Here is a 25,230-nt window from a genome sequence, read left to right on the forward strand (position 1 = left end):
TCAGATCGTACGATCTGAGGCTTTTTATTTTTTTACTCTTCCGTGGCCACTTCTGCTCCCGCCGGTATACCAGCCATCGACGACGGGGTTATACCAAAGCGTTGTTTAAACGCCCTGCTAAAATGGGCCAATGTTTCAAACCCGCTTTCAAAAGCTACATCGCTTACCGCTTTTTTACTATTAATGCTTAACAGGCTTTTGGCATAAAATAAACGCCTTTCCAGCAGCCATCTGCCTGGCGTAGTATTGAATATGGCTTGAAAGTCGCGTTTAAATGCAGAGAGGCTGCGATTACTGAGCTGGGCAAATTCTTCTATCTTCAGATTATAACGAAAATTATCAGTCATGATCCGTTCCAGGGCCGCCGTGCCTGGCTCGTTTACCAGCGTACAGAAATAAGATAACAACTCGGCGTTAACGGGGTTATCGGCTATGGTTAAAATCAGTTCTTTAAATTTTAATTCCAGTAATGATTGCGCGGGCTCCCTTGCTTCGCTGAAATAGGAAGCCATAGAATGAAAGAACCCGGCCAGCGTATCGGAGGAGTTTAGCCTGATCACCTGCCGGTGGCTGGATTGCTTAACAGGCGGATTAAATTTTTTACCGAGTGTTTGGCAAATAAAATCATCCGGAATAAAAAACAGCACCAGGCAAAAGCCGATATCAAAAAACTGCTCCAGTACAAAAGCTCCTTTCCTCACAAATACACAATTGCCGGCCTCAATACTGTAAGAACCTTCAGATGTATGCCAGATCTTTTTACCTTCCACCACATAAAAAAGGTAATTGAATTGCGTCCAAAGCGTCGAAAACTTGTTCTTCATCAAACGCGCTTCTGCAGGGCAGCTGAATATGGTGATTAGTGAATCATTACAGCTAAACTGCCGGTGATAATTCGGATGCTGCAGCACACTTTCATACAGATTTTTCATAAAACTCCTAAAACCTAAATTTTATCACATTTGGACTTCAAAGTCATTTATCTGGACTTTTCAGACAAACGCCCTTTTGCTTTCAAAGCTACCTTTGACATTACTAAATGCAAATAAACAATTTGAAAATCAAATATTTAAATCACCAACATTATGAACCCCAACAAAGCACTATGGGAAAAAGGCGACTTCACACAAATTGCGGCAACTATGCGCGAAAGTGGCGAAGAGCTGGTTAGTAAATTAGGAATCACCAAAAACCTTAGGGTACTTGACCTCGGGTGCGGCGATGGCACAACCGCCATCCCGGAGGCAAGGCTCGGCGCAGATGTTTCGGGCGTTGATATAGCCGCGAACCTTGTGGCAGCAGGAAACGCACGTGCCAAGGCAGAAGGGCTAACCCAATGTACATTCAGCGAAGGCGATGCAAGTGACCTGAACCAATTAAAAGATAATTCATTTGACCTTGTGGTTAGCATATTTGGCGCCATGTTCGCGCCAAAACCTTTGGATGTTGCAAAAGAAATGGTGCGCGTGGTACGTCCCGGCGGTAAAATTGTTATGGGCAACTGGATTCCCGGCGACCCTACCCTGGTAGCGCAGATACTCAAAATCAGTTCGGCTTATATGCCGCCGCCACCCGAGGGCTTTATCAGTCCGATGCTGTGGGGAGTTGAAGAAAGTGTGATAGAGCGCTTCGTTAACGCGGGCATCAGGAAGGAAAATATTTCCTTTGCTAAAGAGACTTTTACTTTCAAGGCTCCTTATAGCCCAATAAAGTTTGTTGAGGCTTTCAAAAACTATTACGGCCCTACCATGAATGCTTTTGAAGCCGCCGAAAAAAATAACAAAAGCGCAGAACTGCAGCAGGAACTGGAGGCATTGTTCAACAGTCAAAACAAAAGCGATACCGCAAACAGTACGTCCATAAACGCCACATACTTAAAGGTTACCGTGATTAAGTAAATCAGGCAGAAGCCTTGGGTCGAGAGATCTGAGGCTTTTGTTTGATGATATTTTGTAGCTCAGGATCCGGCTATCAACACCTACTGCAAACAAAATACCCTATCTTTAAAAATGCAGCACCAGGAATTTGAACCTCCCGAAGAGCTTAAGGATATTATAAAATGCTTTTGGTACAATACCGGCGATTTTGGCGAACAACAATCAGCCTTTGAAGTACAACCTGATGGCTATGTGGAAATCATCTTTTATTTCGACAGCATTTTTAGTGCCTCATACAAAGGCGGCTTGCAACCTTTGCCTTCCCCGTTTATGATGGGACTGCTCAATCAACCGGCTATTTTTTACACAAAAAACCGGTTGGAGATCATCGGCGTGCGTTTTTTTCCCTGGACGGTATTTGATCTGCTTGACCTGCCATCCGGCAAAGGTGGTATGCACGTGTTTGAACATCCTGTCGCCCGGCTTCAACCCTCTTTGAATGAGTTGGTTAATACCGATAAGGTAGATGAAGCGATAACTGTAGTAAAGCAGTACTTCCTTGATACACGTCTACAACTTGCTACAAACAATATGCTATCCAAAGCCGGCTCTGCCATGCGGAAGGCAAATGGCACCATGCCCGTGAGCCAAGTAGCAGAGGCGGCCCATGCCACTGTCCGTACATTGGAACGGAATTTTAAGCAGTCGTCCGGCCATACAGTTAAGGATGTATCCGCGCTGATTCGTTTTGAACAAGTGCGAAACCAATTATGGCATAATCCGGATATCAACCTCGCGGGTTTAGCCCATGAGTTAGGTTATACCGATCAATCGCACCTGAGTCGCGAATTTAAGCGCTACAGCGGCACCACGCCTGCTGCCTTTGCCCGCAAAGCCAATAAAAGGAAACAGGCAGTAAGCAGCAATGATTTTGTCGCGTTTATACAATCCTGATCCAGCGGCATTTCACAATTTTGTGCATCAATTTATTTAAAATGAAAGCACAAGATCAATCTACATATGATGTAATCATCTCCGGAGCAGGGCCTGTAGGACTGTTCCTTGCCTGCGAACTCGCTTTGGCCAAATGCTCAGTCCTGATACTGGAAAAAGCCGAAGCCCCCAATACTCCTTTAAAGCAATTGCCTTTCGGCATTCGTGGCCTCTCGGCACCTACCATTGAGGCGCTTTATCACCGGGGCTTGCTTGAACAGCTTGAGGTGCATAAACGCATTAAAAACCCTCACTTGCATGCCAAAGAGGGAGCCCAACGCCAGGTAGGGCATTTTGCCGGCATTCCCTTTCTGGAAGGCAATGTTGACACTTCACAATGGCAATACCGCCTGCCAGGCTCTCCCGCAACAAGTTTAATTTCTGAAATGCAGGAACTTGAAACGATATTCGCCCGCCGGGCAGAATCACTGGGTGTGGAGATCAAGCGCGGGCTCGCCATTACCGGCTTTCAGCAAAATGCCGATGAAGTTACTGTTGAGGCGGGCCATCAATCTTTTAAAGCTAAATGGCTTGTAGGATGCGACGGTAGCCGGAGCGTTGTGCGCAAACTGGCCGGCTTTGAATTTGCCGGTACCGAACCCGAATTTACCGGCTATACCACCCGGATTGATATAGCTGACCCCGAAAAGCTCAAACCGGGACGGAACGTGACAGAACGAGGCATGTACATGCAGTCGCAACCGGGTTACGTGGTGATCCAGGATTTTGATGGCGGGGCATTTCATGGTTCGGATAAGCCAATTACGCTTGAACATGTTCAGGAGGTTTTGCGCCGCGTATCAAACACCGATGTTACCATCAACACGCTTCACACCGCAACCACCTGGACCGACCGCGCGCGCCAGGCCACAACTTACCGTAACGGCAGGATACTTTTAGCCGGCGATGCCGCGCATATCCACTCGCCGCTGGGCGGGCAGGGATTAAACCTTGGCCTGGGCGATGCCATGAACCTGGGCTGGAAACTTGCGGCAACTATCCGGAAAGAGGCTACGGAGGGCTTGCTGGATAGTTATTATACCGAGCGATATCCGATTGGCGCACAGGTTTTGGATTGGTCGCGTGCCCAGGTAGCTATTATGAAACCTGATCCAGGTGCCCGTGCGCTGAATGCCGTTATCCGTGATTTGATCAATACGCGCGACGGCGCTACCTATTTTGCAGGCCGGGTATGGGGTATCCATACACATTACCAGCTTAACGGCAATCATCCGCTAACAGGGCACAGCGTTCCCAATTTTGAGTTTGAAGATGGTTCAACCATTGGCGGATTAATGCATGATGGTAAAGGCATCCTGCTTGATTTTGATGGCAATGATTCGCTTAAAACCTTTGCAGCCGAACACAGCATCCAGATCAGCTATGTTTCAGGCAAGGCGAAAAACCAATTGGGTTTAAACGCTTTGTTGATCCGTCCCGACGGCATCATCGCCTGGGCTTCCGGTCAAACATCAGATTTGAATGGACTTCATGAGGCCGCCGCCCAATGGTTTGTTATTAATTCAAAATCAATTTAAGCACGTTCGACAACACGGGATTATGGTCTTCGGCACGCCAGTTAAGATACAGATCGGTTTTAAAAGGCAGTTTAATAAACCGTAATCCCGGGCTTTCATGATACATATAGGAATCGGGCAGTATCGCCACGCCAAGGCCTTTCCGCACCAGCGCTATAATCGTCGACCCAAATTCTGAATGCAGGTAAACATCAGGCACAACCTCCAGCGCCTTAAACATTTGATGAATAATATCACTATAGCTGCTGCCCTCATCTTTTATTGGCAGTATAAATTTTTGTTGACTGAGTGTTTCTTTAGAAAGATCGTCTATAGTGCGATATGGGTGATTTTCCGGAACAACGATCGACAGGTTATCGGTATAAATCTTCTCCGACCGGATACCGGGCGCACTATTCATATCCCGGGTAATGATCAGATCAATTTTATAGTTCAGTAAAAATTCCTGCTGATTTTCATACAGTACCTGTACCAGTTCTATTTGCAGTTTGGGGAACGCGTTCGAGATATTCGCCATAATATCAGGAATAATCGACGCGGAAATAGAATCAGGATGGGCTATCCTTATCGTTCCCCTTTCGCCCAAATGTATTTGACGGGCAAACTGATGAATAAATTCCAGTTCGTTCAGCTCCACCTCCCACTTATCCTTTAAAAACTTACCTGCCGGGGTTAGTTTAACATTTCGTTTATTACGCTCAAATAACAGTACCCCCAACTCACTTTCAAGCGACTGGATCTGCCTGCTAAGTGCCGATTGGGTAATATTCATTTTACCGGCCGTGTTCCAAAAGTGAAGCTCCTGTGCTAAGGCTAAAAAATATCTGATCTGCTGAAAATCCATTAATGCAATTTACGCATTAATGGATCAAAAAATAGCATTTTATAGCATATAACGATACAGTAAATTTGTGCTATGGAAAATTTAACGATTGATAAGGTTGAACAAGCCGATGTCATTCAACTTCAGCAAATAAGTATCCAGACATTCTTTGAAACTTTTTCGGCCGTTAACTCCGAAGAGGATATGAATGCTTATCTCAACGAGAGTTTTTCTGTAGAAAGATTGACTTTCGAACTAAGTAATGAGCTATCTCAATTTTACTTTGCAGTGCTAAACGGCGAAGTAATTGGCTACCTGAAGTTAAACCTGGGGCAGGCGCAAACAGAAATTAAAGATACCCACGCGCTTGAAATCGAACGGATCTATGTATTGCAGGGTTTTCATGGTAAAAAAGTGGGCCAGCTGCTTTACAACAAGGCTATCCAGATAGCAAACGAGATCAACGCGAAATATATATGGCTTGGGGTATGGGAAAAAAATCAGAGGGCCATCAGCTTTTATAAAAAGAATGGTTTCGTGGAATTTGATCAGCATATCTTCCGGTTAGGTGCTGATGAGCAGATTGATTTAATGATGAAAAAGATATTAAAAGACTGATAAGAGATGGATAAAAAAAATATACTGCTTGTTTTATTGATATTGGGTACCGCGTTTTGGGGCATCTCATTTTCGGTGACTAAACTGGCCATTGGGCAGGCATCATCATCCGCGTTTTTGTTTTATCGTTTCTTAGCTGCTACAACGATCCTTTCCATCATCTTTTGGAAACGTTTAAAAGCAATCAAGTGGATTTCTGTAAAAATAGGGGTTGCTTTAGCTGTTCCGCTCACTGCCGGCATCTATTTTCAAACACTGGGTATTAAGTACAGTACCGCCTCGCAATGCTCATTTGTGGCGGGTATGTGTGTGGTGATTATTCCCTTACTCAAAATTATTTTGTACAAAACCGTCGCCCCGGCCAAAATCTGGATTGCGGCAACTATTGCTCTAATCGGCTTATCCATCATTTCAATCAATAAAGATTTTTCGGTTAACATTGGCGATTTATATACCATTGCCGGGGCCGTTGCCTTTGCTGTTTACCTCATCAAGGTAGAAACGCATTCCCGGTCAAAAGATATAGTAAACACCATTGTGCCGATGTTTGCCGCTTGTGCATTATTTACCGGTTGTATTGCTGTAAGCGATGTTAATACAAACTGGTCGCCGGCAAGTAATACTTTCTGGATAGGGATTGCCTACTGTTCTCTGTTCTCTACCGCATATATGTACACGGTATCAAACATTGCGCAGCGGCATATCAGCGCCGAAAGGGTATCCATCATTTATCTTTTTGAACCGGTATTTGGAGCCATAGCCGCCTTTTTCATTTTGGGCGAAGGGTTTACCTGGCGTTTGCTTTTAGGCGGTAGCCTAATTTTTATGGCAACACTTATATCCGAAGTGAAATTTCTACGAAGAGCACGACAGTCTTAAAACTGTTTAGATCCGATCCAATAATTTACTTCATTGCCGTTGCCTTTAGTCAAAGGAATAATAGGAAAAACAAAGGGCTTTAGCCAAATGCAACCTGATTAATTGGGCTAAAGCCCGGCTGAGGCGCATTTTCGCACCGTTGACTAAAGTCAACGGCAATGGATATAATATTTCCTATCAGCTTTAGTATCAATATTAACTCGAGTAGTATACGCATCACATAACTGAGCCATACAGGTAAGTAATTTGAGCCGTAGAAGAAATCGGCCCAAGGCGAACAAGCTGCATCTTTGTATTGTTAATTTATAAAACAAAACAACGATGACAACAATATCAAAAATAGCCCTCGGCAAAAACGGACCCTTAGTTTCAAAACTTGGATTAGGCTGCATGCGTATGTCCTCTGTTTGGGGAAGCCGTGCCGGCGACGAAAATGAAAGTATTGCCACCATTCAGGAGGCATTGGATAATGGCATTAATTTTCTGAACACAGGCGATTTTTATGGCGCAGGCCATAACGAGCTGCTGGTAGGTAAAGCCATTAAAGGCCGAAGGGATGATGCCTTTATCAGCGTAAAATTTGGCGCGATATTTTATGGCGGCCAATGGCTTGGGCTGGATCTGCGCCCGGTAGCTATCAAAAACTTCATAAACTACTCTTTAGTACGCCTGGGTATAGATACCATTGATCTTTATCAGCCATGCCGCTTAGATAACAGCGTTCCAGTAGAAGATGTAATTGGCACCATTGCCGACCTCATTAAAGAAGGAAAAGTACGTCACCTCGGCGTTTCTGAAATTACATCAGAGCAATTGCGCAAAGCCAATAGCGTATACCCTGTATCTGCGTTGGAAATAGGTTATTCTTTAGCCGACAGGCAAATTGAAAGCGACCTGCTCCCAACCGCGAAAGAGCTGGGTATTGGCGTTGTGGCATTTGCCAATACAGCCGAAGGTCTGCTAACCGGCGACATGAAAGCCCCACTTCCGGCCGATAGTTATCACAACCATTTTTCACGTTTTCAGGGCGAAAACCTGGTTAAAAACCTGGAAAAGGTTGAGGTATTAAAACATATAGCAAAAGATAAAGGATTTACGCCTACGCAGGTAGCCATAGCCTGGGTTAACGCGCAGGGCGATCATATGATGCCACTGGTAAGCATGAGCCGCCGTTCGCGCCTGCCCGAAAACATAGCAGCTATGGGCATTGAGTTTACTGCTGCTGAAATAGACACGCTTAATACAACCTTTGCGCCCGGCGCAATATTGGGCAGCACCTATTTGCAGCGATAATAGGTTGTTACCATAAGCCCTCCTCATTTTATATCTTTACGTAATGGTTAACCCAACTGAAATTATTCCGGGCGTGCTCTTTTACTCTTACCTCTCGGCAATGAGAAAAGATAAAGTAGCATTCCTGGAACATACTACCCTGGTATTGCAGGTTTCTGGTCGTTTTACGATGGAGACAGCGAGCGAGAAAATTTCGATGGAAAAAGGCGAGATGCTGCTGATCCATAGAAATCAGTTGGGCGAACTCACTAAAACACCACTTGATGGTGAGGAGTATCAAACTATTGTTATTTGTTTAAAAGAAGACCTGCTCAGGAAAATCGCGCTTGACGAACAAATAGAAATAGGGAATAAGTATGCTGGCCCGCCTAACATACTTATTCCTAAAAATGATTTCCTTCATGCTTTTTTTCAATCGGTGATCCCCTACGTCCATCACCCGAACGAGCAGATCACCAATACCATGGGCATATTAAAAGTAAAAGAGGCGGTGTACCTCCTTATCAATACGATGCCCGAACTAAAGAATTTCCTGTTTGATTTTTCGGAGCCTTATAAAATGGACCTGGAAAAGTTTATGCACAGCAATTTCCATTTCAATATCCCTGTCGAAAAATTCGCGAGGTTAACAGGCAGAAGCCTTGCCGGGTTTAAGCGCGATTTTCAAAAAATATTCGGTATGGCGCCCCGGCACTGGCTGCAGGAAAAACGGTTAACAGAAGCCCGGCATTTAATAGAAAAAAGAAGCAAAAAGCCATCAGCTATATACCTCGACCTTGGCTTCGAAAGCCTCGCTCATTTTTCCTACTCCTTCAAGAAAAAGTTTGGTAAGGCCCCTACCGAATGGGTATTGGAGCCAGGAAGCTCTTTAATTTGATAAGCTTTGCCGCTTATTTTTTACGCTAATGACACTCCCATTACCAATTATAAGCGCCTGCGTAAAAATGTATCAGTGTTCCCTACTTCTGTATAAATCGCGCGGCCCCAATCGATCTAATTTTGTCTTATCATTTAAAAACAACAAAAATGGCAAAGACAATTTTCATTACCGGCGCATCACGTGGCTTCGGTAAATTATGGGCCGAGGCACTATTGCAAAGAGGCGATAAAGTAGTAGCAACCGCCCGCGACTTAAGCTCGCTGGACGATCTGGTTAACAAATATGGCAACAATATTTTACCGCTACAGTTAGACGTTAACGACCGCGCTGCTGATTTTGCAGCTATCAACAAAGCTAAAGAACATTTCGGCAGTATTGACGTGCTGATCAATAATGCCGGTTACGGTTTATTTGGCAGCATAGAAGAAACCACCGAGCAGGAAGCCCGCGAGCAGATGGAAACCAACTTCTTTGGTTTGCTATGGTTATCGCAAGCCGTATTACCGGTTATGCGTGAGCAAGGTCACGGCCATATCATTCAGCTTTCAAGCGTGCTGGGGCTTATTACCCTGCCTGTATTGGGCATATACAATGCCTCTAAATTTGCAGTGGAAGGTTTAAGCGAAACATTGGCCGCCGAAGTAAAAGGCTTTGGGATAAAAGTATCATTAATTGAACCAAATGGCTTTGCAACCGACTGGGCAGGAGCCTCTGCCGCGCAAACTGTGGCAATGCCGGAGTATGATGCTGTACGCGCTGCGTTCCAGGCTGGTTTAACCGACGAAATTTTCGGTGTACCAGAAGCAACTACCGATGCTGTACTTAAATTGATTGACAGCGATAATCCTCCATTGCGTTTATTCCTTGGTAAATACGCTTACCCTTGGGTTAAACAAACTTATGAAGGCCGTACTGCAGAATGGGACAGCTGGAATGAAGTTGCCTCGGCAGCACACGGTAAATAATATAAATGGTATTATCCTGACATAATCTACGCCGTATTCCGGCGTAGATTTGTTTAACTTTATTCATCATGCAGCATTTTAAAAATTTGACCGACATGCACCGGTCTAACGGTTTTCCGATGCCGGAGAACCCGCTTTTCAGTTTGTACAGGTGTACCCATACCTGCGGGTTTGGCGAGAGGGAATTTACATCCGATTTTTATATGATCGGGTTTAAAAAGCTTAAAGCAGGGCAGATCATGTATGGCCGCACCAAATATGATCATGATAACGGCAGCATGATGTTTATCAAACCCCGGCAAGTAATTCAGTTTAACAGTGTTGAATATGATGAAGACGCGTTTATCATGTTCATCCACGAGGATTTCCTGAACGGGCACTTTCTGCATACTGAAATAAGCAAATATGCTTTTTTCGATTACGAAGCAAACGAAGCACTGCACCTTTCGCCCTCAGAAGAGCAGATCATGTGGGACCTTTATTACAAGATAGAAGCCGAATACCGCAACAATACCGATGAGTACAGCCGTGATATTATGCTTACTCATATAGATTCGATCCTGAAATATTCGCAACGGTTTTACAAACGCCAGTTTATTAACCGCACCGAACTTTCGGGCAAAACTGTATCGAAATTTAATGAAGTGTTAGCCGCCTATTTTAAAAATGGATTGCTGCTAACCCAGGGACTGCCATCTGTTAACGCGTTAGCCTCGCAACTCAACCTGTCGCCGCGTTACCTGAGCGATTTGCTTAAGCAGGAAACAGGAAAGACGGCTATTGAACTGATACATATTTACCTGGTAAACGAAGCCAAAAACCGCCTTAAAAGTGATTACCAAAGCGTTTCGGAAATAGCGTACGAGCTCGGCTTTGAGAACTTGCCATATTTTTCGCGGTTGTTTAAAAAGGAAACAGGTATCAGTCCTAACCAGTTTAAAAAGCAGTTGGTTAATTAACGGCTTTTACTCTGCTGTTTCACAATTTTTTTTCTGTTTGGCCTTTGCTAAAAGCGGATCCGCTGAGTTTTGGGTAATTTCCTGGCAGGTTATTTTGTTTACATATCCGGCTTCGGTACTAACAACACTTACATAATTCACTTTTCCTTCTTCAACAGTTATTGTTAATGGTGCCGATTTTTTTCCATTTGACAGGCCGCCGCTAACTACGCTAACCGTATGCAGACCGGGAGTTATATCATGTATGGAAAAAGATTTATTTTTCATTTTGCAGACAAGTTTATCATCAACATAAAACCTGTAATTAACCGCCGATCCTGCATACCCCGTTACCCGGATCAGGTAAACCTGCCCTGTTTTAGTTTGTGAAAAACCTTTAAAGGACATGACCAGCATAAACGCAAAAAAGGCGAAGATTTTGATAGTTTTCATAGATATAAAGTTTAAGTAGTAAGTATGTTCAATATAGCATTTTTAAACTTTAAAACCTTGTTAACTATGTTAATCGTGCATTTAGCAACGATGTTCGGATCAGCTTAAGCGTTTCATTTTCTGATGATGAATCCTTCTCAGCAGATAAAACAGTATAGGTAATAACCGCCATCGTTCTTTCAGGCTTTATCAATCGCCAGGTAATAAGCGTAATCATCGTACCATTATCGTCCGACTCTTTATAAGCAGGCCCTGCCAAAAGGTTTCCATGTACTGTGGTTGCATAAGACAGATCAGCGATCAGAAATTTCAAATTTTCTTCTTCAGTTATTCCCGGTGGAGGGATTACCTCAATAATATTAAAACGCAGGGTACTTTTCGATTTCGGATCAAAACAAGCCTCCTGATTTTCTCCTTCAAATTCATATTGCCAATGCGCAGGAAGGTTAATGATCAAGTTTTTATATTGATGTATTATGAGTGGTATTTGCTTCTTTCTGAATAAATTAAACATGGCAGGGACTTTTGTTCAACATTTCAAGTTTACTAAAATAACCATTTTAAATTCTGTAGGAAATCTGTAGTTCAAAAGTCATGTTAAGTTTCCGTTAATAAGCCTTTCAGAATAAAACGAATTTGTAATTTTGGCTACAATCGTTTTCTTATGAAACTAAAATTCATTGCCGGCATTACCCTTTTAAGTGCGGCGTTACAATCGTTCGCCCAAACTCCGGGTAAAATCGAGCAAACAGGACAGGTATTATTACCTAACGGATGGAAGCTTAGTCCCGCCGGGCGTTCACTGCCTCTTGGCGATCTGCCTCTTAATATGCAGTTGTCGTCATCAGGCAAATTACTGGCAGTTACCAATAACGGCCAAAGCACCCAATCGGTACAACTGATCGACCCTAAAAATGAAAAACTGCTTGACGAAGTGGTAGTAAAAAAATCATGGTATGGCCTTGCTTTCAGCCGCGACGAGAAAAAATTGTATGCATCGGGCGGAAACGATAACTGGATCCTGGTATTCAACATCGCCAATAACAAACTGGGAACACCTGATACCATTAAGTTAGCGCCAAATGCCTGGCCTAAAAACAAGGTATGCCCTACAGGCCTGGTAACCAACAAAAGCAACAGCCGCCTGTATTCAGTTACCAAAGAAGATAGTACCCTTTATATTATCGATCCTGATAAAAAAAATATCCTTAAACAGGTAAAACTTCCGGCCGAAGCTTATAGCTGCGTTTTATCTCCGGATGAAAAAACGCTTTATATTTCTTTATGGGGCGGCGATATGCTTGGCTTTTATAACATTACAACCCAAACCCTAAGTACTATCAAAACCAGCAGCCACCCCAACGAACTGCTTTTAGATAAAAAAGGGAAATTTCTGTATGTTGCCGACGCCAATGACAACGCGGTGTCTGTAGTAAATACAACTACACATAAAATAGTCGAAACTATTTCTACAGCCCTTTATCCTACCCGCCTCACCGGTTCAACCAGTAACGGGCTCGCGCTATCATCTAACGGAAAAACATTGTACATAGCCAATGCCGATAACAATTGCCTTGCCGTATTTGACGTTACTGTCCCCGGCAGCAGCAAAAGCAAGGGCTTTATCCCGGTTGGCTGGTACCCTACCAACGTAAAAATGTTAGGTGATAAAATCCTGGTGTCAAACGGTAAGGGCTTTTCATCAATGGCTAATCCGAGAGGACCTCAGCCGGTTAAAAAAACTGACAACAGCGGTTACAAACAAGGCGCAATCAATAGTCGCGAGCAGTATATCGGTGGCTTATTTAAAGGTACGTTATCCTTTATCAATACCCCAACCGATGCCGAGCTGAAAACTTACACCAAGCAGGTTTACGCCAATACGCCCTTTACTGCCAAAGTTGAAAAAACAGCCAAGGGCGAAGAAGGTAACCCGATCCCGCGTCGGGTAGGTGATAAATCGCCGATTAAATATGTGTTCTACATCATTAAAGAAAACCGCACTTACGACCAGGTTTTAGGCGATATGCCGCAGGGCAACGGTGATACATCGCTATGTATCTTCGGCAATAAAGTAACGCCTAATCACCACGCCATAGCAAACGAGTTTGTGCTGCTGGATAATTTTTACGTTGATGCCGAGGTAAGTGCCGACGGCCACAACTGGAGCATGGCAGCTTATGCTACGGATTTTGTGGAAAAAACCTGGCCAACCAGCTATGGTGGTCGCGGTGGTAACTATGATTTTGAAGGTACCCGCAAAGCGGCCTATCCGCGCGATGGCTTTATATGGGATTACTGTAAGCGTGCTGGCGTAAGCTACCGTACTTACGGCGAGTTTGTGAGCGATGGCAACCCGGGCAAGGCAAACTTAAAATCGCTTGAAGGACATTTTTGCCCAAAATCGCCGGGATTTGATTTAAATGTTAAAGATGTAAAACGTACTGAGATCTGGGCGCATGATTTTGATTCGTTATTGACCATAAACGCTGTACCGCATTTCAATACAGTACGTATTTCGAACGACCATACCAGCGGGCAGCGTAAAGGTGCCATATCTCCTATTGCAGCAGTAGCTGATAATGACCTTGCCATAGGCCAGTTTATTGAGCATTTATCGCACAGCCCTATCTGGAAAGAATCGGTAGTTTTTATTTTGGAAGATGACGCCCAAAACGGCCCCGACCATATCGACGCTCACCGTTCGCCTGTATTTGTTGCCGGCCCGTATGTAAAGCGTAACGCGGTGATTCACGGCATGTATTCAACCTCGGGCGTTTTGCGTACCATGGAGCTTATTTTAGGCCTTCCTCCAATGAGCCAGTATGATGCCGCAGCTATGCCCTTATATGATTGCTTTACCAGCAAGCCCGACTTTACACCTTACACAGCCAAAGCAGCACAGGTTGACCTGGAACAGCGCAACATAGCTGTAAACGAAAGCAGCAAACGCTCCGAGCTATTTAATTTTGCTAAAGAAGATGCGGCACCGGATATTGAGCTGAACGAGGTAGTTTGGAAGTACGTAAAAGGCGAGTCGTCTGTCATGCCTGCGCCAAAAAGGAGCGCCTTTGTAATTTTAGAACCTAAAAAAGAACAGGATGATGATTGATTTGTTAACTTGTGTCTGAACTCGAATTTTTAGAATTAAAGAATTTATCGAATTAAATTTAATAGCAATTGAAAATTCGTGAAATTCGAATAATTTCTTAAAATTCCGGTTCAGATAACTAATTATACTCCTATGATCACTCATTTAGAAAACGAGCACATTAAAGTAGCTATTGACACCAAAGGCGCACAGCTAAGTTCATTTATTAACAAAGCCACCGGCGTTGAGCACATGTGGCAGGCCGATGAAAAAGTTTGGCCATGGCATGCACCAAACCTTTTCCCGGTGGTTGGCGGCCTCATTAATAATGAGCTTTTGGTAGGTGGTGAAAAGTATGCCATGTCGCGCCATGGGTTTGCGCGGCAGTCGGAGTTTTTTTTGTTGGAGTCGGATGAAACATCAGCAAGTTACTCGTTACCTAATTGCGAAAACACATTAAAAGTTTATCCTTTTAAATTCGACTTTCAGATCCTGTACCACCTTATTGACAATGCTCTCCGTGTTACCTATAAAGTGATCAACCTTGATAAAAAATCAATATATTTTTCGGTTGGAGGGCACCCTGCTTTTAATATACCTTTCAACAAGGGCGAAAATTATGAGGATTATTACCTTGAGTTTGAAACCGAAGAACATTTTAACACCCATCTTTTATCAAAAGACGGCTTTTTTAATGGCGTAACACATCCGGTACCTACTCCAAATAAAAAACTTTATTTAACCCGCGATCTGTTTAATGACGACGCGCTGGTTTTTAAAGATGTGAAATCGCGCATGATAACTATCAAAAGTGATAAGCATGATCAAACCCTGGCGCTTGAGTTTCCGCATTTCAATTATCTTGGTTTATGGGCCAAACCTGGAGCTGATTTTGTTTGCATAGAGCCGTGGTTAGGCTGTGCTGATACCGAGGGTAAACACGTTGATATTAAAGAGAAAGAAGCTATTCAAAAACTAAGTGTAGGGCACGTGTTTGAGTCGGCCTATTTTATTTGTTTGTAAACATTGGCGTTACAAAAAATTTAGATTTGGTTAAAACATTTTTCACAGTTTTTCTCTTTCATAGAGAAATCACTTAAATATTAAAACTATGAAAACGAAAGTTTATTTATTAGCCCTCACCTTATTGCTGTCATTTACAGCCTTGAATACTTTTGCTGCCGATAGTCACGCGCTTACTCCGCTAAGCAAAGAAGAGATTTCAACCATGACAACCGAGCAAAAGCAAGCCCGTGTTGAGGAGATAAAAGCCCGTGTAAACGAGATCAAAGCAATGGACAAATCGCAGCTTAACAAAGAAGAGCGTAAAGAATTGCGTACCGAGCTTAAAAGCATGAAAAAAGAAGCTAATGCCCTTGGCGGTGGCGGCGTTTACCTTTCATTGGGTGCTATCATCATCATTATTTTAGTATTGATCCTGATATTATAACCGGAATAACTTGTATAACAAAAAACGCCCCTGATTTTCGTCAGGGGCGTTTTTTTGTTGGGGGGCTATCTTCTGATGTTTGAATAAAACAGTTTTGTCATTTCGACGAACCGGCAGGGAGTGTGCAATGGTTTGAGGAGAAATCTTATACGTCGCGCATGTTAGCTTACACAGCGCATAAGATTTCTCTTTCGCCCCGGTGCTTATTCCCTCCCCTGCTCTATCGAAATGACATTTTTAATTATGTGCTGGTGAAGATTGTATCTTAAAACAAAAAAGCCCCTGGATATTTCCAGGGGCTTTCAATATATCTTAGTTAATTACTTTATTATTTTTTGCTGCTGTCTGCTGGTTTAGGAGCTGGTGTAGCAGATGGTGTTAACGCCGGAGTTGCTGATGGAACCGAGTTAGTTGGTTTTGAAGCTTTTTCAATTTGCTCACGCAAAGCCGGGTTATCATTATTGCTTGATGATGAACCACCTTTTACAGCTACGTTAATAGCCAGTGACAATACCATAAGGGTTATAGCTAACACCCAGGTACCTTTTTCTAAGAAATCGCCAGTTTTTTGTACACCCATTAATTGTGATGAGCTTGAAAAATTTGATGCCAAACCACCGCCTTTAGGGTTTTGGATAAGTACGATAAGCCCTAACAGAGCGCATACAATTACGGTAACAATGATTAAAACGATATACATTTCTTTATATTAATTAGTTTTCTTTTCTAACTGCTCAATTTGGCTTGCAAAGTAACGGCTTTTTTCCGGGAATTTCAACATCAATTTTTTGTAAGTTGCAATAGCCTTGTGATATAGCATCTGATCGATGTAAATCTGCGCTAAAGTTTCACTTACCAGGTCATTTCTGTCTTCCGAACTTTTCTTTGCCTTATTCTCATTATCAATTTTCTCAATTGATGGCGGCCTGATCTGAGGTTCTTCCTTAATGAATTTCTCAATAATAAGATCTTCCTTGCTTTTTATCTCCGGAACATCGGGCTGAGGGGTTTTCTCCAGTTCTTCCAGCGATTGTGCGTGGAAGATATTTTCATAATACTGATGCTGTAAAGCGTCGGCAGGCCGATCATTCGAGGCAACCGGAGCGTTTGCCGGTGCAATGGTTTCAATATTATAAGGCTGATAAGTAGATGCGTATTCTTTACGGGTTTTATCTAACCACCACATAAAGGTATACGGCATTTTTTCATCATGATATTTTGATACAACTTCCGGCTGTTCGGGAGCTCCGATCTCTGCCATTTGCGAAACATACTCCTGCGCTGTGGCCTTATCCTCAATGCGTGTATCAGCAACAGAGTTATCAAATAAAAAGTAATCGGTTGACGCGATATTGCCGATGATCCATTTTTCAGTTACATCGTCTTTCACCGGCCTGGTTTCCGTTGGAACCGGCGGCGGCGTCAGAAGTTCAGGATCGGCAACGTCTTCATTTTTATTGCTTGGTTCCTGCTCTGCCTCAACATGGTTAACAAGCTCGTTCGCATTAGCCTGAGCGATACTTATGCTTTCAATCCCAACAATTTCATCGTAAACCTCGTCATCTATATCATGAGCAGACACAACGGCTTCTGGTTCAGTTATTGCCGGAGTATCAGTTATAGCGTCCTGTTTAGGCTCCTCGCCAATGGTGAAATCAAAACTGGTTGCTTCCTCAGTTGAACCGGATGATGCCTCTTCAGGTGTCGGCGGTAAAGCATCCTCCTGATCATCAGCCAAACCTATATTGAAATAGTTTTCGGTAACCGGAGTATTAACAGTTGGTTCAGCATTAACCAGGTTAATTATCTGCGACGTATTTATTGGAGCAAGCCCATCGGGTTCGTGAATCAGTTTATGCAGTAAAACAGGCTGATAGTAAATGGCCGCCTTCTGCACATCCTTATTTGTACCGGCATGCGCAAGCAATGCGCGCAAAATCCCGCTTTGAGGATAGGCATCAACCAACTGCTGCAGGTTATAACCATAAAAAGAACCTGTCTCGGCCGGATTGGCCAACAGTTCATCTAATATTTCGTATTGCCTGCTATTCAAATATTGATCCACGTGGTTGAAAATACAAATTGCCTACCAATTAGAAAAGGCTGCGTTAAAAATATCATCAATTAACTGCTTATTAATTTGCTGTATCAGGTTTTGTTCCTGCGAAGAAATATCCCCCCGGTAATCGGCAAACTTAGTAAAACTTTGCTCAAAACTAAGCTTTTTATCTGCCGGAGTTTTCGCGGCATCAAATGAAAATTTAACCCTAACGGTGATAGTAAGCCTGTTAGCATCAGCAATTGGAGCCACATTATTTGCAGTAGCCTGAATAGATGCCGGAGCGATAGAATAGCCGGTGATAGCGCCCGACATGGTTGCATCGGCCTCGCCGCGGACTAAGCTTAGGCTGGTTTGTGTACGGACCCTGTCTTTTAACGCTTCAGTAAAGGTCTGGCTCAGGTTATTTACCACCAAAGCTGCGTTATTTTCAAAAAACTGTATATTAATGGTCTTCAAACTGGGCGGGATTGATTGATTTTTGAGGGTGTAACATGATGGGCATATAAGTACCAGCACACACACAGAAATAATTCCCAAAAGTTTTTTCATCAATTTTATAAGTTTAGCTCTTTTATTTTCCTGTATAAAGTACGCTCAGAGATCCCCAGTTCGTTAGCGGCAAGCTTGCGTTTGCCCTTATGTTTCTTTAAAGCCTTACGGATCAGATCCGATTCCTTTTCAATCAGCGACAGCGACTCTTCCACCTCTTCGGCATCGTGTGTTATATTAAAGCCGTCGATAGTATTGCTGTTGTTGCTACTGCTGTTTGTAACGGTATTAACGGGTTGTTGTAAAGTAAATTGTGGCTCGGCATTACCATGCAGCTCAATATCGCGATAAAGCTGGTTTAAGGTCTGCGGATTATTGGCATAATGCGGCGAAACGCCACCATGTTCAATAATATCGGCCACCAGTTTCTTCAGCTCCACCATATCACGCTTCATGTCAAACAGTACTTTGTACAATATATCGCGTTCAGAAAAATCTTCCTTAGGCTGATTTTCAACTCGCATGGGCAGGTTGCGTGCACCGGCCTCATGCGGGATATAAGTAAGCAGTGTTTGCGCGGTAATGATCCTGTCACGCTCCAAAACAGCCAACTGTTCGGCCATATTTTTTAGCTGCCTTACGTTACCCGGCCACGAATAGTTTGATAATACCTGCTGCGCCTCATCATCCAGCTGAATTGGCGGCGTACGGTATTTGTCGGTAAAGTCGGCGGTAAACTTGCGGAACAGCAAAAAGATATCCTCCTTCCTGTCGCGCAATGGTGGTATTTTTAATGGTACAGTGTTTAAACGGTAATAAAGGTCTTCACGAAATTTGCCGTTTTTTACCGCCTCGTACACGTCAACGTTAGTTGCTGCAATAACGCGCACGTTAGTTTTTTCAACTTTTGACGAGCCTACTTTAATATATTGGCCTGATTCAAGCACCCTTAACAAGCGCGCTTGTGTGCCCAGGGGCATTTCGGCAATCTCATCCAAAAATATGGTACCGCCATTTACAGTTTCAAAATAACCTTTACGTTCGCCAACAGCACCCGTATAAGCGCCTTTTTCGTGGCCAAAAAGTTCTGAATCGATAGTACCTTCTGGTATAGCGCCACAGTTAACCGCTATGAAAGGCCCATGTTTACGCGGGCTCATCTGGTGTATAATGTGCGAAAAAACCTCTTTACCACTACCACTCTCCCCGGTAATCAACACCGAAATATCTGTAGGCGAAACCTGGTTTGCTATAGTTATAGCCCGGTTAAGCAATGGCGAGTTGCCAATGATCCCGAAGCGTTGTTTAATTTCCTGTACTTCCATGTTAAAAAAGATTCAAGAAGTCAAGAGTCAGGAAGCAAGATCTGAACGGAGGGTTCTCTCATCTCAAATTTAGCTTCTTACATACATCTTGTCTTTTATGTAAGAGATGCTTTTACTCATCATCAGAATTCAAAATGTATTCTCTGAAAGAGAATATCATTTTTTGAACTTCAACAACAAAATCTAAACATTCCTTTAATTTATCTTTAGAGCCGTAGCCCCGTCGTTCACATATTAATAATTGCGTCTCTACCTCAAAAGATGAAGTAAGGGACGTTGTCAAAAATTCGGCAAAATGCGCCTTAGTTCTTTTACCTGAACCTTCCGCTATGTTAGACGGAATGGAACAGGAGCATCTGTTTAATTGGTCAATCAGGTTATATCGTTCTTCAATAGGTAACGCTTTACAATAATCATAGGTCAAATCTGTAAGGTCCATTGATTTTTGCCAAATCTTCAAACTCTTAAAATTATGCCTCATATAGCTTAGTCTTAACCTTATTTCTTGATTCCTGACTCTTGATTTCTTGCCTCTACTCTACCACTTTACCGATCAAGGTAGCCGTTGTGCTGCGCTCGATAAGTACGTTTACGTATTGACCTGGCTTGTAATTTTCGCCAACCGGGAAAATTACCATCGCATTTTGATCGCTGCGGCCGCAATAGTCTTTATCAGATTTTTTAGAAAAACCTTCTATCAGCACGCGCTCTACCCTGCCTATGCGGGCCTGCATCCTGTAAAATGAATATTCCTGCTGTTTTGCTACTATTTCGGTTAATCGCTTTTGCTTCACTTCTTCTGGAATATCATCCGCATAACGTTTTGCAGCCAAAGTACCTGGTCTTTCGCTGTATTTAAACATGTAAGCAAAGTCGTACTTCACATAATCCATCATGCTTACCGTTTCCTTATGCTCATCGTCGGTTTCGCTGCAAAAACCGGTAATTACATCGGTTGATATCGCACAATCAGGGATGATACGGCGAATAGCGTCTATCCTGTTGATATACCACTCGCGGTCATAAGTACGGTTCATCAGATCAAGGATGCGGCTATTGCCCGATTGTACCGGCAGGTGGATATAATTACAGATGTTATCGTATTTATTGATGGCATAAAGCACATCATCGGTAATATCCTTCGGATGCGAGGTTGAAAACCTAACCCTCAGATCAGGATTTATCAGCGCTACCATCTCCAGCAGGTTAGCAAAGTTTGTAGTTATAACTTCTTCTCCGGTGGTTGAATATTTATATGAATCTACGTTCTGGCCTAACAAGGTAACCTCACGGTAGCCCCTATCAAACAGATCGCGGCATTCGGCTACTATCGATAATGGATCGCGGCTGCGTTCGCGGCCACGGGTAAATGGCACTACGCAAAACGAACACATGTTATCGCATCCGCGCATAATGGATACAAAGGCATTGATGCCATTGCTGTTTAAACGCACCGGACTGATATCGGCATAAGTTTCCTCGCGTGATAACAATACGTTAACCGCTTTTTGGCCATCATCAACCTGGTCAATCAGGTTTGGCAAATCGCGGTAAGCATCCGGACCAACAACCACATCAACTAATTTTTCTTCTTCCAGGAATTTTGATTTCAGACGTTCGGCCATGCAGCCCAATACGCCTACCACCAGGCCCGGATTTTTTACTTTGGCAACGGTGAACTCTTTTAAACGGTTGCGTACACGTTGTTCGGCGTTTTCGCGGATAGAACAGGTATTGATGAAAATAACATCGGCAACGCTATAGTCGGAGGTGGTTTCAAAACCACGCTCGGCTAAAATAGAAGCTACGATCTCACTATCAGAAAAGTTCATGGCGCAGCCATAGCTTTCAATATAAAGCTTACGGCCATTATTTTTAGCTGCTTCGGCTTTTAACATTAACGCCTCACCCTGCCTGCTCTCATCATGTGTTTTATCCGGAATAAGCAAATCCATCATTTATATAAAAAATTAGTTTGCAAAAATAAACAAAATTTAAATACCTAAATGACATATTGTCAGTATTAAATAAAATCATGGGTTACTTTACAAAAAACGGGTAATACGCTTGTATTACCCGTTCATTAAATTCGGTTTCAGTTAAGCTTACTGTGTTAAAGCTACGGTAGTGGTATTATTGATTTGCCATATAGCCGCACCCGGAGTAGGGAAGCTAACACCTTTGGTACTACCTTTAATGCCATTATCCTGGCCAAAGTAATACAGCGGATGCCCTTTGTACACCAACTGTGTTTGCCCAAATACGGTGATCACATCAAAGTCGGCCTTGTTTAAAATTGATGGAACGTTTTGAACCGCAGTTACCCCATCAATTGGCCAGTTTGCATCATGCGCCGCAACGCCGGTGCTAAACTTGTTTGTTTTAAACGCGTCTTTTGTAAACATGTACAGAGTACGGCCGTTAACATCGGTAATGTACTGCGAGTTTTCGGTACCGGCAATACCTTTGCTGGTGTATTGGTTTCCATCGTTGCCTATCAGCTGCGCGTAAGAAACCATTACACTATAATCCGCTTTAGCAATAAACCATGTTTTGCCCACGCCATCGCCGTTAACGTCTGTAGTTGCAACATCTTTTGAATAATAATACAAAGGCCAGCCTTTATAGGTGGTTTGTTTGTTTCCATCGGTATTGGTGATGACACCAAAATCGGTAGCCGCCAGGCCGGTGCCTATTGATGGATTTTCTTTGTAAAAGGCGGGCCAAACCACAGCACAGCCGCCGGTACAGGTTGAAACGTTAGCAGCATCGTCAGAAAAAAAGTAAAGCGCGCGGCCGTTGTTGTCTGTAATAATGCTACCAAAAGTGCTGTTTGAAGTAAGCTGCACACCGGTAACAACGGTAGACTTGGTTGGGTTGTTGTCGTGATTCTTTTTACACGATGCCGTTAGTAAAGTTAAGGCAATTGAGCCCGTCAGGGCTAAGTACATTTTTGTTTTCATCGGGAGTCCTAATTAGATGTTAATAATGGTTATTGTTTAGATATAACGCCATGAAATTCCCGGGGGTTGCTTCGTGGTTAAGCAAAACCACAACATTAGCTATCCTCGCAGCTGTAAACCATATTGAAACGATTCCTGACGAACGATGAATTAAGTATGAGTTTTAACAAAAAATAACCTATCCGGCCACCAACACTATAACAAAAGTTGCTAACTTGCTGTTAAAGCATTAAGACACAAGTAAAATTAATAACCGGTAAATGGCGCTAAATTTTTTAAAGCACAAGTGGCAAAAAAGGACATTTAAATTTGTGCTGATACCGGTAATCGTGATATTGCTGCTGGCCGTAGTTGTAAACAGGTATTGGTCGCCCATATTGGCCGGAAAAGTAAAGGATGTTGTATTAAGCAGCAGCGACAGCCTTTATAAAGCCGATTTTTCGGATGCGGAATTGCATATCCTGCAGGGGAAAATTATCATTTATAATATAACGCTCAAGCCGGATACAGCTGTTTACAATAAAAAAAAACGCTTACGCCTGGCGCCAAATACACTGGTTGAACTTAAGGTAAAGCGATTGGTGCTTAACCACGTGCATCCCTTTAGCCTGTATTTTCAGAAAAAATTAAATATTGGCCAGATCATCCTGAATGAGCCGCAACTGAACGTAAGCTACCAGCTAAACCATACTAAAGATACTGTTGTTAAAGACCGTCGTACCGCCTGGCAGCGTATTTCCAAAAGCCTGAAATGTATCCAAATCGGTACTATTTTACTGAATGATGTTAACTTAAAATATGAAGATTACTCGGGCAATAAAGTAGCTATTTCCCGGCTGAAAGAGCTGAACTTTAGCGCTACCGATTTACTGATAGATTCGGCTACGCAGTACGATAAATCGCGCTTGCTTTACTGTAAGGATATTATAACCGAAGTAAATAATTACACCGGAGAAACGCCGAGCGGCTTATATACCTATAAGATCAGGCATCTTAAACTTTCAACGCTTACTTCAAAGCTTAATATCGAAGGGCTTGCCATGCAACCGGCCAAATCAGATGTATTCTTTGGCAAAAGTCAAAAAGACCGGCTGGGCCTGCTGGCCGATTCTGTACAGCTCAATAATTTTGATTATTTAAATTATCATAAATACCGTACCGTTTCTGCATCAAGTTTAACCCTGGCCAATGGCAAGGTAACCGCTTTCACTAACCCTGGTAAAAAGCCCGATTCACTAACGGATAAGGTTAAAACCTTTCCTAACATGATGATCAGGAAATTAAATCTTGATCTGCGGATCGACACCCTGAAACTCCGTCATATGGATGTGATCTATAATGAATTTGATAAAAAGTCACAGAAAACAGGTACGGTTGCATTTAACAATACCAGCGGCAATATTTATAACATTACCAATAATCCATCGGCCATAGCCAAAAATAATTTTACCACTATTGATCTGACAACATATTTCATGAACCGCGGCCGGCTCGATGTTCAAATGAAATTTAATTTAACTGACGATGATGCTGCCTTCAGCTACAAAGGCACATTAGGACCTATGGAATTTAGCCGGCTAAACCCAGCCACAATGCCGTTAGCCATGGTAAAAATGACATCGGGCAGCGTTAAAAAATTCAGTTTTGATATCCAGGCCAACAGCAAAGTATTTAAAGGAAAAGTTGATTTTTTATATAACGATTTAAAGGTGGTTTTGCTAAAGCCCGACACGGCTAACGACCGCTTCAAAAGAAAATCGATCATGTCGATATTTGCAAACCTGTTTGTGATCAGGCGCAGCAACCCGGATGACAAGGGTAAGCTTACCTCATCATTAGTAATCTATAAACGCCCAAAAGATTCTCCATTTTTTAAAACCATCTGGAAAACGCTGCTTACCGGCATAAAGCCATGCATCGGTCTTGATGAGGAAAAACAAAAAGCCACCAAAGACCGCATTGACGAGCATAATAAAAACAAAGAGGAGCGCTTAAAGAATAAAGCAGAACGCCAGAAAAGAAAAGCAGAGCGTAAGAAGCTGATGGATCAGGGGAAGTTTTGATTTGAAAATTGTCCGGTTCGAAGATTTGAAAATGAAGCCCCTTTGAGTCGTTTCAGAGAGCCTGAGGGACAATAGAAGTTTACGACTACGAGACTCCGCTGGAGTCCACCCTTTCTTTGAACTTCGGCTATAAACACGAGGCCTCTCTGAGGCCCAACATCTCATCAAGCATGCAGATTATATAATAAACATTTACCAGCCCCAGCGGGGCAACGTGTTTATAGCAATAAAAATATACCTTTTTGACTCCGTAGGTGTCTCCTACTGAAATTTTGAATTAACGGAAAACCTTAAGCACGTCTCTAAATCCGATATATGGAGTTAGCTTACCTTCTTCTGCTTGCTTTAAGGATTCTTTGACACCTTTAATCACATAATCGGGGTAAACTTCACTTTTTTGCTCAAAAGAAATTTTCATGGCTTTCATAACTGCCTTTAAAGCTGCCATCTGTTCCTTATTCTTTGGGTAAACAATCAATGCATCCATATTAACAAATATACTAATGATAGAAAAAATTTAAGCTTGGTAC

Annotated in this window: 25 protein-coding genes; 13 read left to right on the forward strand and 12 right to left on the reverse strand. The window is 42.9% G+C overall.

Annotated elements, in window-relative coordinates; all coding sequences use genetic code 11:
• Positions 1 to 32: 32 nt before the first annotated feature.
• Entirely contained in the window at positions 33 to 932 is a 900-nt protein-coding gene (locus tag EAH55_RS29575) for a helix-turn-helix domain-containing protein (protein ID WP_121812871.1), read from the reverse strand.
• Positions 933 to 1,085: 153 nt separating this feature from the next.
• On the opposite strand from EAH55_RS29575, the gene EAH55_RS29580 reads away from it, so the two are divergent.
• From EAH55_RS29580 to EAH55_RS29590, 3 genes are all read left to right on the forward strand, one after another.
• A complete protein-coding gene (locus tag EAH55_RS29580; protein ID WP_208644983.1) occupies positions 1,086 to 1,898 on the forward strand; it encodes a class I SAM-dependent methyltransferase in 813 nt (270 codons plus the stop codon).
• Between the two features lie 111 nt (positions 1,899 to 2,009).
• Positions 2,010 to 2,831: an AraC family transcriptional regulator gene (locus EAH55_RS29585; protein ID WP_121812873.1), complete on the forward strand. Its 822-nt coding sequence runs from the start codon at positions 2,010 to 2,012 to the stop codon at positions 2,829 to 2,831.
• A gap of 41 nt (positions 2,832 to 2,872) precedes the next feature.
• Positions 2,873 to 4,408: an FAD-dependent monooxygenase gene (locus EAH55_RS29590; protein WP_121812874.1), complete on the forward strand. Its 1,536-nt coding sequence runs from the start codon at positions 2,873 to 2,875 to the stop codon at positions 4,406 to 4,408.
• Here EAH55_RS29590 and EAH55_RS29595 read toward each other — a convergent pair.
• The gene (locus tag EAH55_RS29595; RefSeq protein WP_121812875.1) at positions 4,389 to 5,252 is read right to left on the reverse strand and encodes a LysR family transcriptional regulator; all 864 of its coding nucleotides are present in this window, start codon (positions 5,250 to 5,252) and stop codon (positions 4,389 to 4,391) included. The genes EAH55_RS29590 and EAH55_RS29595 overlap by 20 nt on opposite strands.
• A 72-nt stretch (positions 5,253 to 5,324) precedes the next feature.
• Here EAH55_RS29595 and EAH55_RS29600 point away from each other — a divergent pair, with 72 nt between their 5' ends.
• The 6 genes from EAH55_RS29600 (at position 5,325) to EAH55_RS29625 (ending at position 10,825) form a co-directional block, all read left to right on the forward strand.
• Positions 5,325 to 5,849, forward strand: coding sequence for a GNAT family N-acetyltransferase (locus EAH55_RS29600; RefSeq protein ID WP_121812876.1), 525 nt, complete (start codon positions 5,325 to 5,327; stop codon positions 5,847 to 5,849).
• Between the two features lie 6 nt (positions 5,850 to 5,855).
• Positions 5,856 to 6,728: a DMT family transporter gene (locus EAH55_RS29605; protein WP_121812877.1), complete on the forward strand. Its 873-nt coding sequence runs from the start codon at positions 5,856 to 5,858 to the stop codon at positions 6,726 to 6,728.
• A gap of 321 nt (positions 6,729 to 7,049) precedes the next feature.
• Entirely contained in the window at positions 7,050 to 8,021 is a 972-nt protein-coding gene (locus tag EAH55_RS29610; RefSeq protein WP_121812878.1) for an aldo/keto reductase, read from the forward strand.
• A gap of 43 nt (positions 8,022 to 8,064) precedes the next feature.
• Positions 8,065 to 8,898, forward strand: coding sequence for an AraC family transcriptional regulator (locus tag EAH55_RS29615; RefSeq protein WP_121812879.1), 834 nt, complete (start codon positions 8,065 to 8,067; stop codon positions 8,896 to 8,898).
• Between the two features lie 149 nt (positions 8,899 to 9,047).
• A complete protein-coding gene (locus tag EAH55_RS29620; protein WP_121812880.1) occupies positions 9,048 to 9,866 on the forward strand; it encodes an SDR family NAD(P)-dependent oxidoreductase in 819 nt (272 codons plus the stop codon).
• A 68-nt stretch (positions 9,867 to 9,934) separates the two neighbouring features.
• A complete protein-coding gene (locus EAH55_RS29625; protein WP_121812881.1) occupies positions 9,935 to 10,825 on the forward strand; it encodes a helix-turn-helix domain-containing protein in 891 nt (296 codons plus the stop codon).
• Positions 10,826 to 10,831: 6 nt separating this feature from the next.
• On the opposite strand, the gene EAH55_RS29630 is transcribed toward EAH55_RS29625, so the two are convergent.
• Together EAH55_RS29630 and EAH55_RS29635 are read right to left on the reverse strand one after the other, a co-directional pair.
• Positions 10,832 to 11,257, reverse strand: a complete 426-nt coding sequence (locus tag EAH55_RS29630; protein WP_121812882.1) for a DUF2846 domain-containing protein — start codon at positions 11,255 to 11,257, stop codon at positions 10,832 to 10,834.
• Positions 11,258 to 11,321: 64 nt separating this feature from the next.
• On the reverse strand, positions 11,322 to 11,714 hold the full coding sequence (locus EAH55_RS29635) for a hypothetical protein (protein WP_162997105.1): 393 nt from the start codon (positions 11,712 to 11,714) through the stop codon (positions 11,322 to 11,324).
• A gap of 207 nt (positions 11,715 to 11,921) precedes the next feature.
• Here EAH55_RS29635 and EAH55_RS29640 point away from each other — a divergent pair, with 207 nt between their 5' ends.
• From EAH55_RS29640 to EAH55_RS29650, 3 genes are all read left to right on the forward strand, one after another.
• The gene (locus EAH55_RS29640) at positions 11,922 to 14,369 is read left to right on the forward strand and encodes a bifunctional YncE family protein/alkaline phosphatase family protein (RefSeq protein ID WP_121812884.1); all 2,448 of its coding nucleotides are present in this window, start codon (positions 11,922 to 11,924) and stop codon (positions 14,367 to 14,369) included.
• Between the two features lie 132 nt (positions 14,370 to 14,501).
• Positions 14,502 to 15,371, forward strand: a complete 870-nt coding sequence (locus EAH55_RS29645; protein ID WP_244228403.1) for an aldose 1-epimerase family protein — start codon at positions 14,502 to 14,504, stop codon at positions 15,369 to 15,371.
• An 88-nt stretch (positions 15,372 to 15,459) separates the two neighbouring features.
• Complete coding sequence (locus tag EAH55_RS29650) at positions 15,460 to 15,798, forward strand: hypothetical protein (protein ID WP_121812885.1); 339 nt, start codon at positions 15,460 to 15,462, stop codon at positions 15,796 to 15,798.
• Positions 15,799 to 16,126: 328 nt separating this feature from the next.
• Here the strand turns inward: EAH55_RS29650 and secG are convergent, their stop codons facing one another.
• The 7 genes from secG to EAH55_RS29685 all read right to left on the reverse strand — a co-directional run bounded on the left by secG (position 16,127) and on the right by EAH55_RS29685 (position 22,625).
• Positions 16,127 to 16,498: a preprotein translocase subunit SecG gene (secG, locus tag EAH55_RS29655; RefSeq protein WP_112575617.1), complete on the reverse strand. Its 372-nt coding sequence runs from the start codon at positions 16,496 to 16,498 to the stop codon at positions 16,127 to 16,129.
• A 9-nt stretch (positions 16,499 to 16,507) separates the two neighbouring features.
• Positions 16,508 to 17,863, reverse strand: coding sequence for a hypothetical protein (locus tag EAH55_RS29660; RefSeq protein WP_121812886.1), 1,356 nt, complete (start codon positions 17,861 to 17,863; stop codon positions 16,508 to 16,510).
• A 21-nt stretch (positions 17,864 to 17,884) separates the two neighbouring features.
• A complete protein-coding gene (locus EAH55_RS29665; RefSeq protein WP_223818006.1) occupies positions 17,885 to 18,316 on the reverse strand; it encodes an LptE family protein in 432 nt (143 codons plus the stop codon).
• 98 nt (positions 18,317 to 18,414) lie between these two features.
• On the reverse strand, positions 18,415 to 19,674 hold the full coding sequence (locus tag EAH55_RS29670; RefSeq protein ID WP_114941551.1) for a sigma-54 interaction domain-containing protein: 1,260 nt from the start codon (positions 19,672 to 19,674) through the stop codon (positions 18,415 to 18,417).
• 112 nt (positions 19,675 to 19,786) lie between these two features.
• The gene (locus EAH55_RS29675) at positions 19,787 to 20,155 is read right to left on the reverse strand and encodes a four helix bundle protein (RefSeq protein ID WP_121812887.1); all 369 of its coding nucleotides are present in this window, start codon (positions 20,153 to 20,155) and stop codon (positions 19,787 to 19,789) included.
• Between the two features lie 52 nt (positions 20,156 to 20,207).
• Positions 20,208 to 21,632 carry a tRNA (N6-isopentenyl adenosine(37)-C2)-methylthiotransferase MiaB gene (miaB, locus tag EAH55_RS29680; protein WP_121812888.1) on the reverse strand — a complete coding sequence of 475 codons (1,425 nt, stop codon included), beginning with the start codon at positions 21,630 to 21,632 and terminating at the stop codon, positions 20,208 to 20,210.
• Between the two features lie 147 nt (positions 21,633 to 21,779).
• The gene (locus tag EAH55_RS29685; protein WP_162997107.1) at positions 21,780 to 22,625 is read right to left on the reverse strand and encodes a hypothetical protein; all 846 of its coding nucleotides are present in this window, start codon (positions 22,623 to 22,625) and stop codon (positions 21,780 to 21,782) included.
• A 272-nt stretch (positions 22,626 to 22,897) separates the two neighbouring features.
• Here EAH55_RS29685 and EAH55_RS29690 point away from each other — a divergent pair, with 272 nt between their 5' ends.
• Positions 22,898 to 24,700, forward strand: a complete 1,803-nt coding sequence (locus EAH55_RS29690; RefSeq protein WP_112575623.1) for a hypothetical protein — start codon at positions 22,898 to 22,900, stop codon at positions 24,698 to 24,700.
• A 277-nt stretch (positions 24,701 to 24,977) separates the two neighbouring features.
• On the opposite strand, the gene EAH55_RS29695 is transcribed toward EAH55_RS29690, so the two are convergent.
• Positions 24,978 to 25,187 carry a DUF2683 family protein gene (locus EAH55_RS29695; RefSeq protein WP_112575624.1) on the reverse strand — a complete coding sequence of 70 codons (210 nt, stop codon included), beginning with the start codon at positions 25,185 to 25,187 and terminating at the stop codon, positions 24,978 to 24,980.
• Between the last annotated feature and the right edge of the window lie 43 nt (positions 25,188 to 25,230).

Origin of the sequence: Mucilaginibacter kameinonensis (genome assembly GCF_003675385.1) — a bacterium.
GTDB classification, from domain to species: domain Bacteria; phylum Bacteroidota; class Bacteroidia; order Sphingobacteriales; family Sphingobacteriaceae; genus Mucilaginibacter; species Mucilaginibacter kameinonensis.

Coding starts and splice junctions, on each gene's coding strand:
- EAH55_RS29575 (WP_121812871.1), bottom strand. CDS start 932: ATGAAAAATCTGTATGAAAGTGTGCTGCAGCATCCGAATTATCACCGG.
- EAH55_RS29580 (WP_208644983.1), top strand. CDS start 1,086: ATGAACCCCAACAAAGCACTATGGGAAAAAGGCGACTTCACACAAATT.
- EAH55_RS29585 (WP_121812873.1), top strand. CDS start 2,010: ATGCAGCACCAGGAATTTGAACCTCCCGAAGAGCTTAAGGATATTATA.
- EAH55_RS29590 (WP_121812874.1), top strand. CDS start 2,873: ATGAAAGCACAAGATCAATCTACATATGATGTAATCATCTCCGGAGCA.
- EAH55_RS29595 (WP_121812875.1), bottom strand. CDS start 5,252: ATGGATTTTCAGCAGATCAGATATTTTTTAGCCTTAGCACAGGAGCTT.
- EAH55_RS29600 (WP_121812876.1), top strand. CDS start 5,325: ATGGAAAATTTAACGATTGATAAGGTTGAACAAGCCGATGTCATTCAA.
- EAH55_RS29605 (WP_121812877.1), top strand. CDS start 5,856: ATGGATAAAAAAAATATACTGCTTGTTTTATTGATATTGGGTACCGCG.
- EAH55_RS29610 (WP_121812878.1), top strand. CDS start 7,050: ATGACAACAATATCAAAAATAGCCCTCGGCAAAAACGGACCCTTAGTT.
- EAH55_RS29615 (WP_121812879.1), top strand. CDS start 8,065: ATGGTTAACCCAACTGAAATTATTCCGGGCGTGCTCTTTTACTCTTAC.
- EAH55_RS29620 (WP_121812880.1), top strand. CDS start 9,048: ATGGCAAAGACAATTTTCATTACCGGCGCATCACGTGGCTTCGGTAAA.
- EAH55_RS29625 (WP_121812881.1), top strand. CDS start 9,935: ATGCAGCATTTTAAAAATTTGACCGACATGCACCGGTCTAACGGTTTT.
- EAH55_RS29630 (WP_121812882.1), bottom strand. CDS start 11,257: ATGAAAACTATCAAAATCTTCGCCTTTTTTGCGTTTATGCTGGTCATG.
- EAH55_RS29640 (WP_121812884.1), top strand. CDS start 11,922: ATGAAACTAAAATTCATTGCCGGCATTACCCTTTTAAGTGCGGCGTTA.
- EAH55_RS29645 (WP_244228403.1), top strand. CDS start 14,502: ATGATCACTCATTTAGAAAACGAGCACATTAAAGTAGCTATTGACACC.
- EAH55_RS29650 (WP_121812885.1), top strand. CDS start 15,460: ATGAAAACGAAAGTTTATTTATTAGCCCTCACCTTATTGCTGTCATTT.
- secG (WP_112575617.1), bottom strand. CDS start 16,498: ATGTATATCGTTTTAATCATTGTTACCGTAATTGTATGCGCTCTGTTA.
- EAH55_RS29670 (WP_114941551.1), bottom strand. CDS start 19,674: ATGGAAGTACAGGAAATTAAACAACGCTTCGGGATCATTGGCAACTCG.
- EAH55_RS29675 (WP_121812887.1), bottom strand. CDS start 20,155: ATGAGGCATAATTTTAAGAGTTTGAAGATTTGGCAAAAATCAATGGAC.
- miaB (WP_121812888.1), bottom strand. CDS start 21,632: ATGATGGATTTGCTTATTCCGGATAAAACACATGATGAGAGCAGGCAG.
- EAH55_RS29685 (WP_162997107.1), bottom strand. CDS start 22,625: ATGTACTTAGCCCTGACGGGCTCAATTGCCTTAACTTTACTAACGGCA.
- EAH55_RS29690 (WP_112575623.1), top strand. CDS start 22,898: ATGGCGCTAAATTTTTTAAAGCACAAGTGGCAAAAAAGGACATTTAAA.
- EAH55_RS29695 (WP_112575624.1), bottom strand. CDS start 25,187: ATGGATGCATTGATTGTTTACCCAAAGAATAAGGAACAGATGGCAGCT.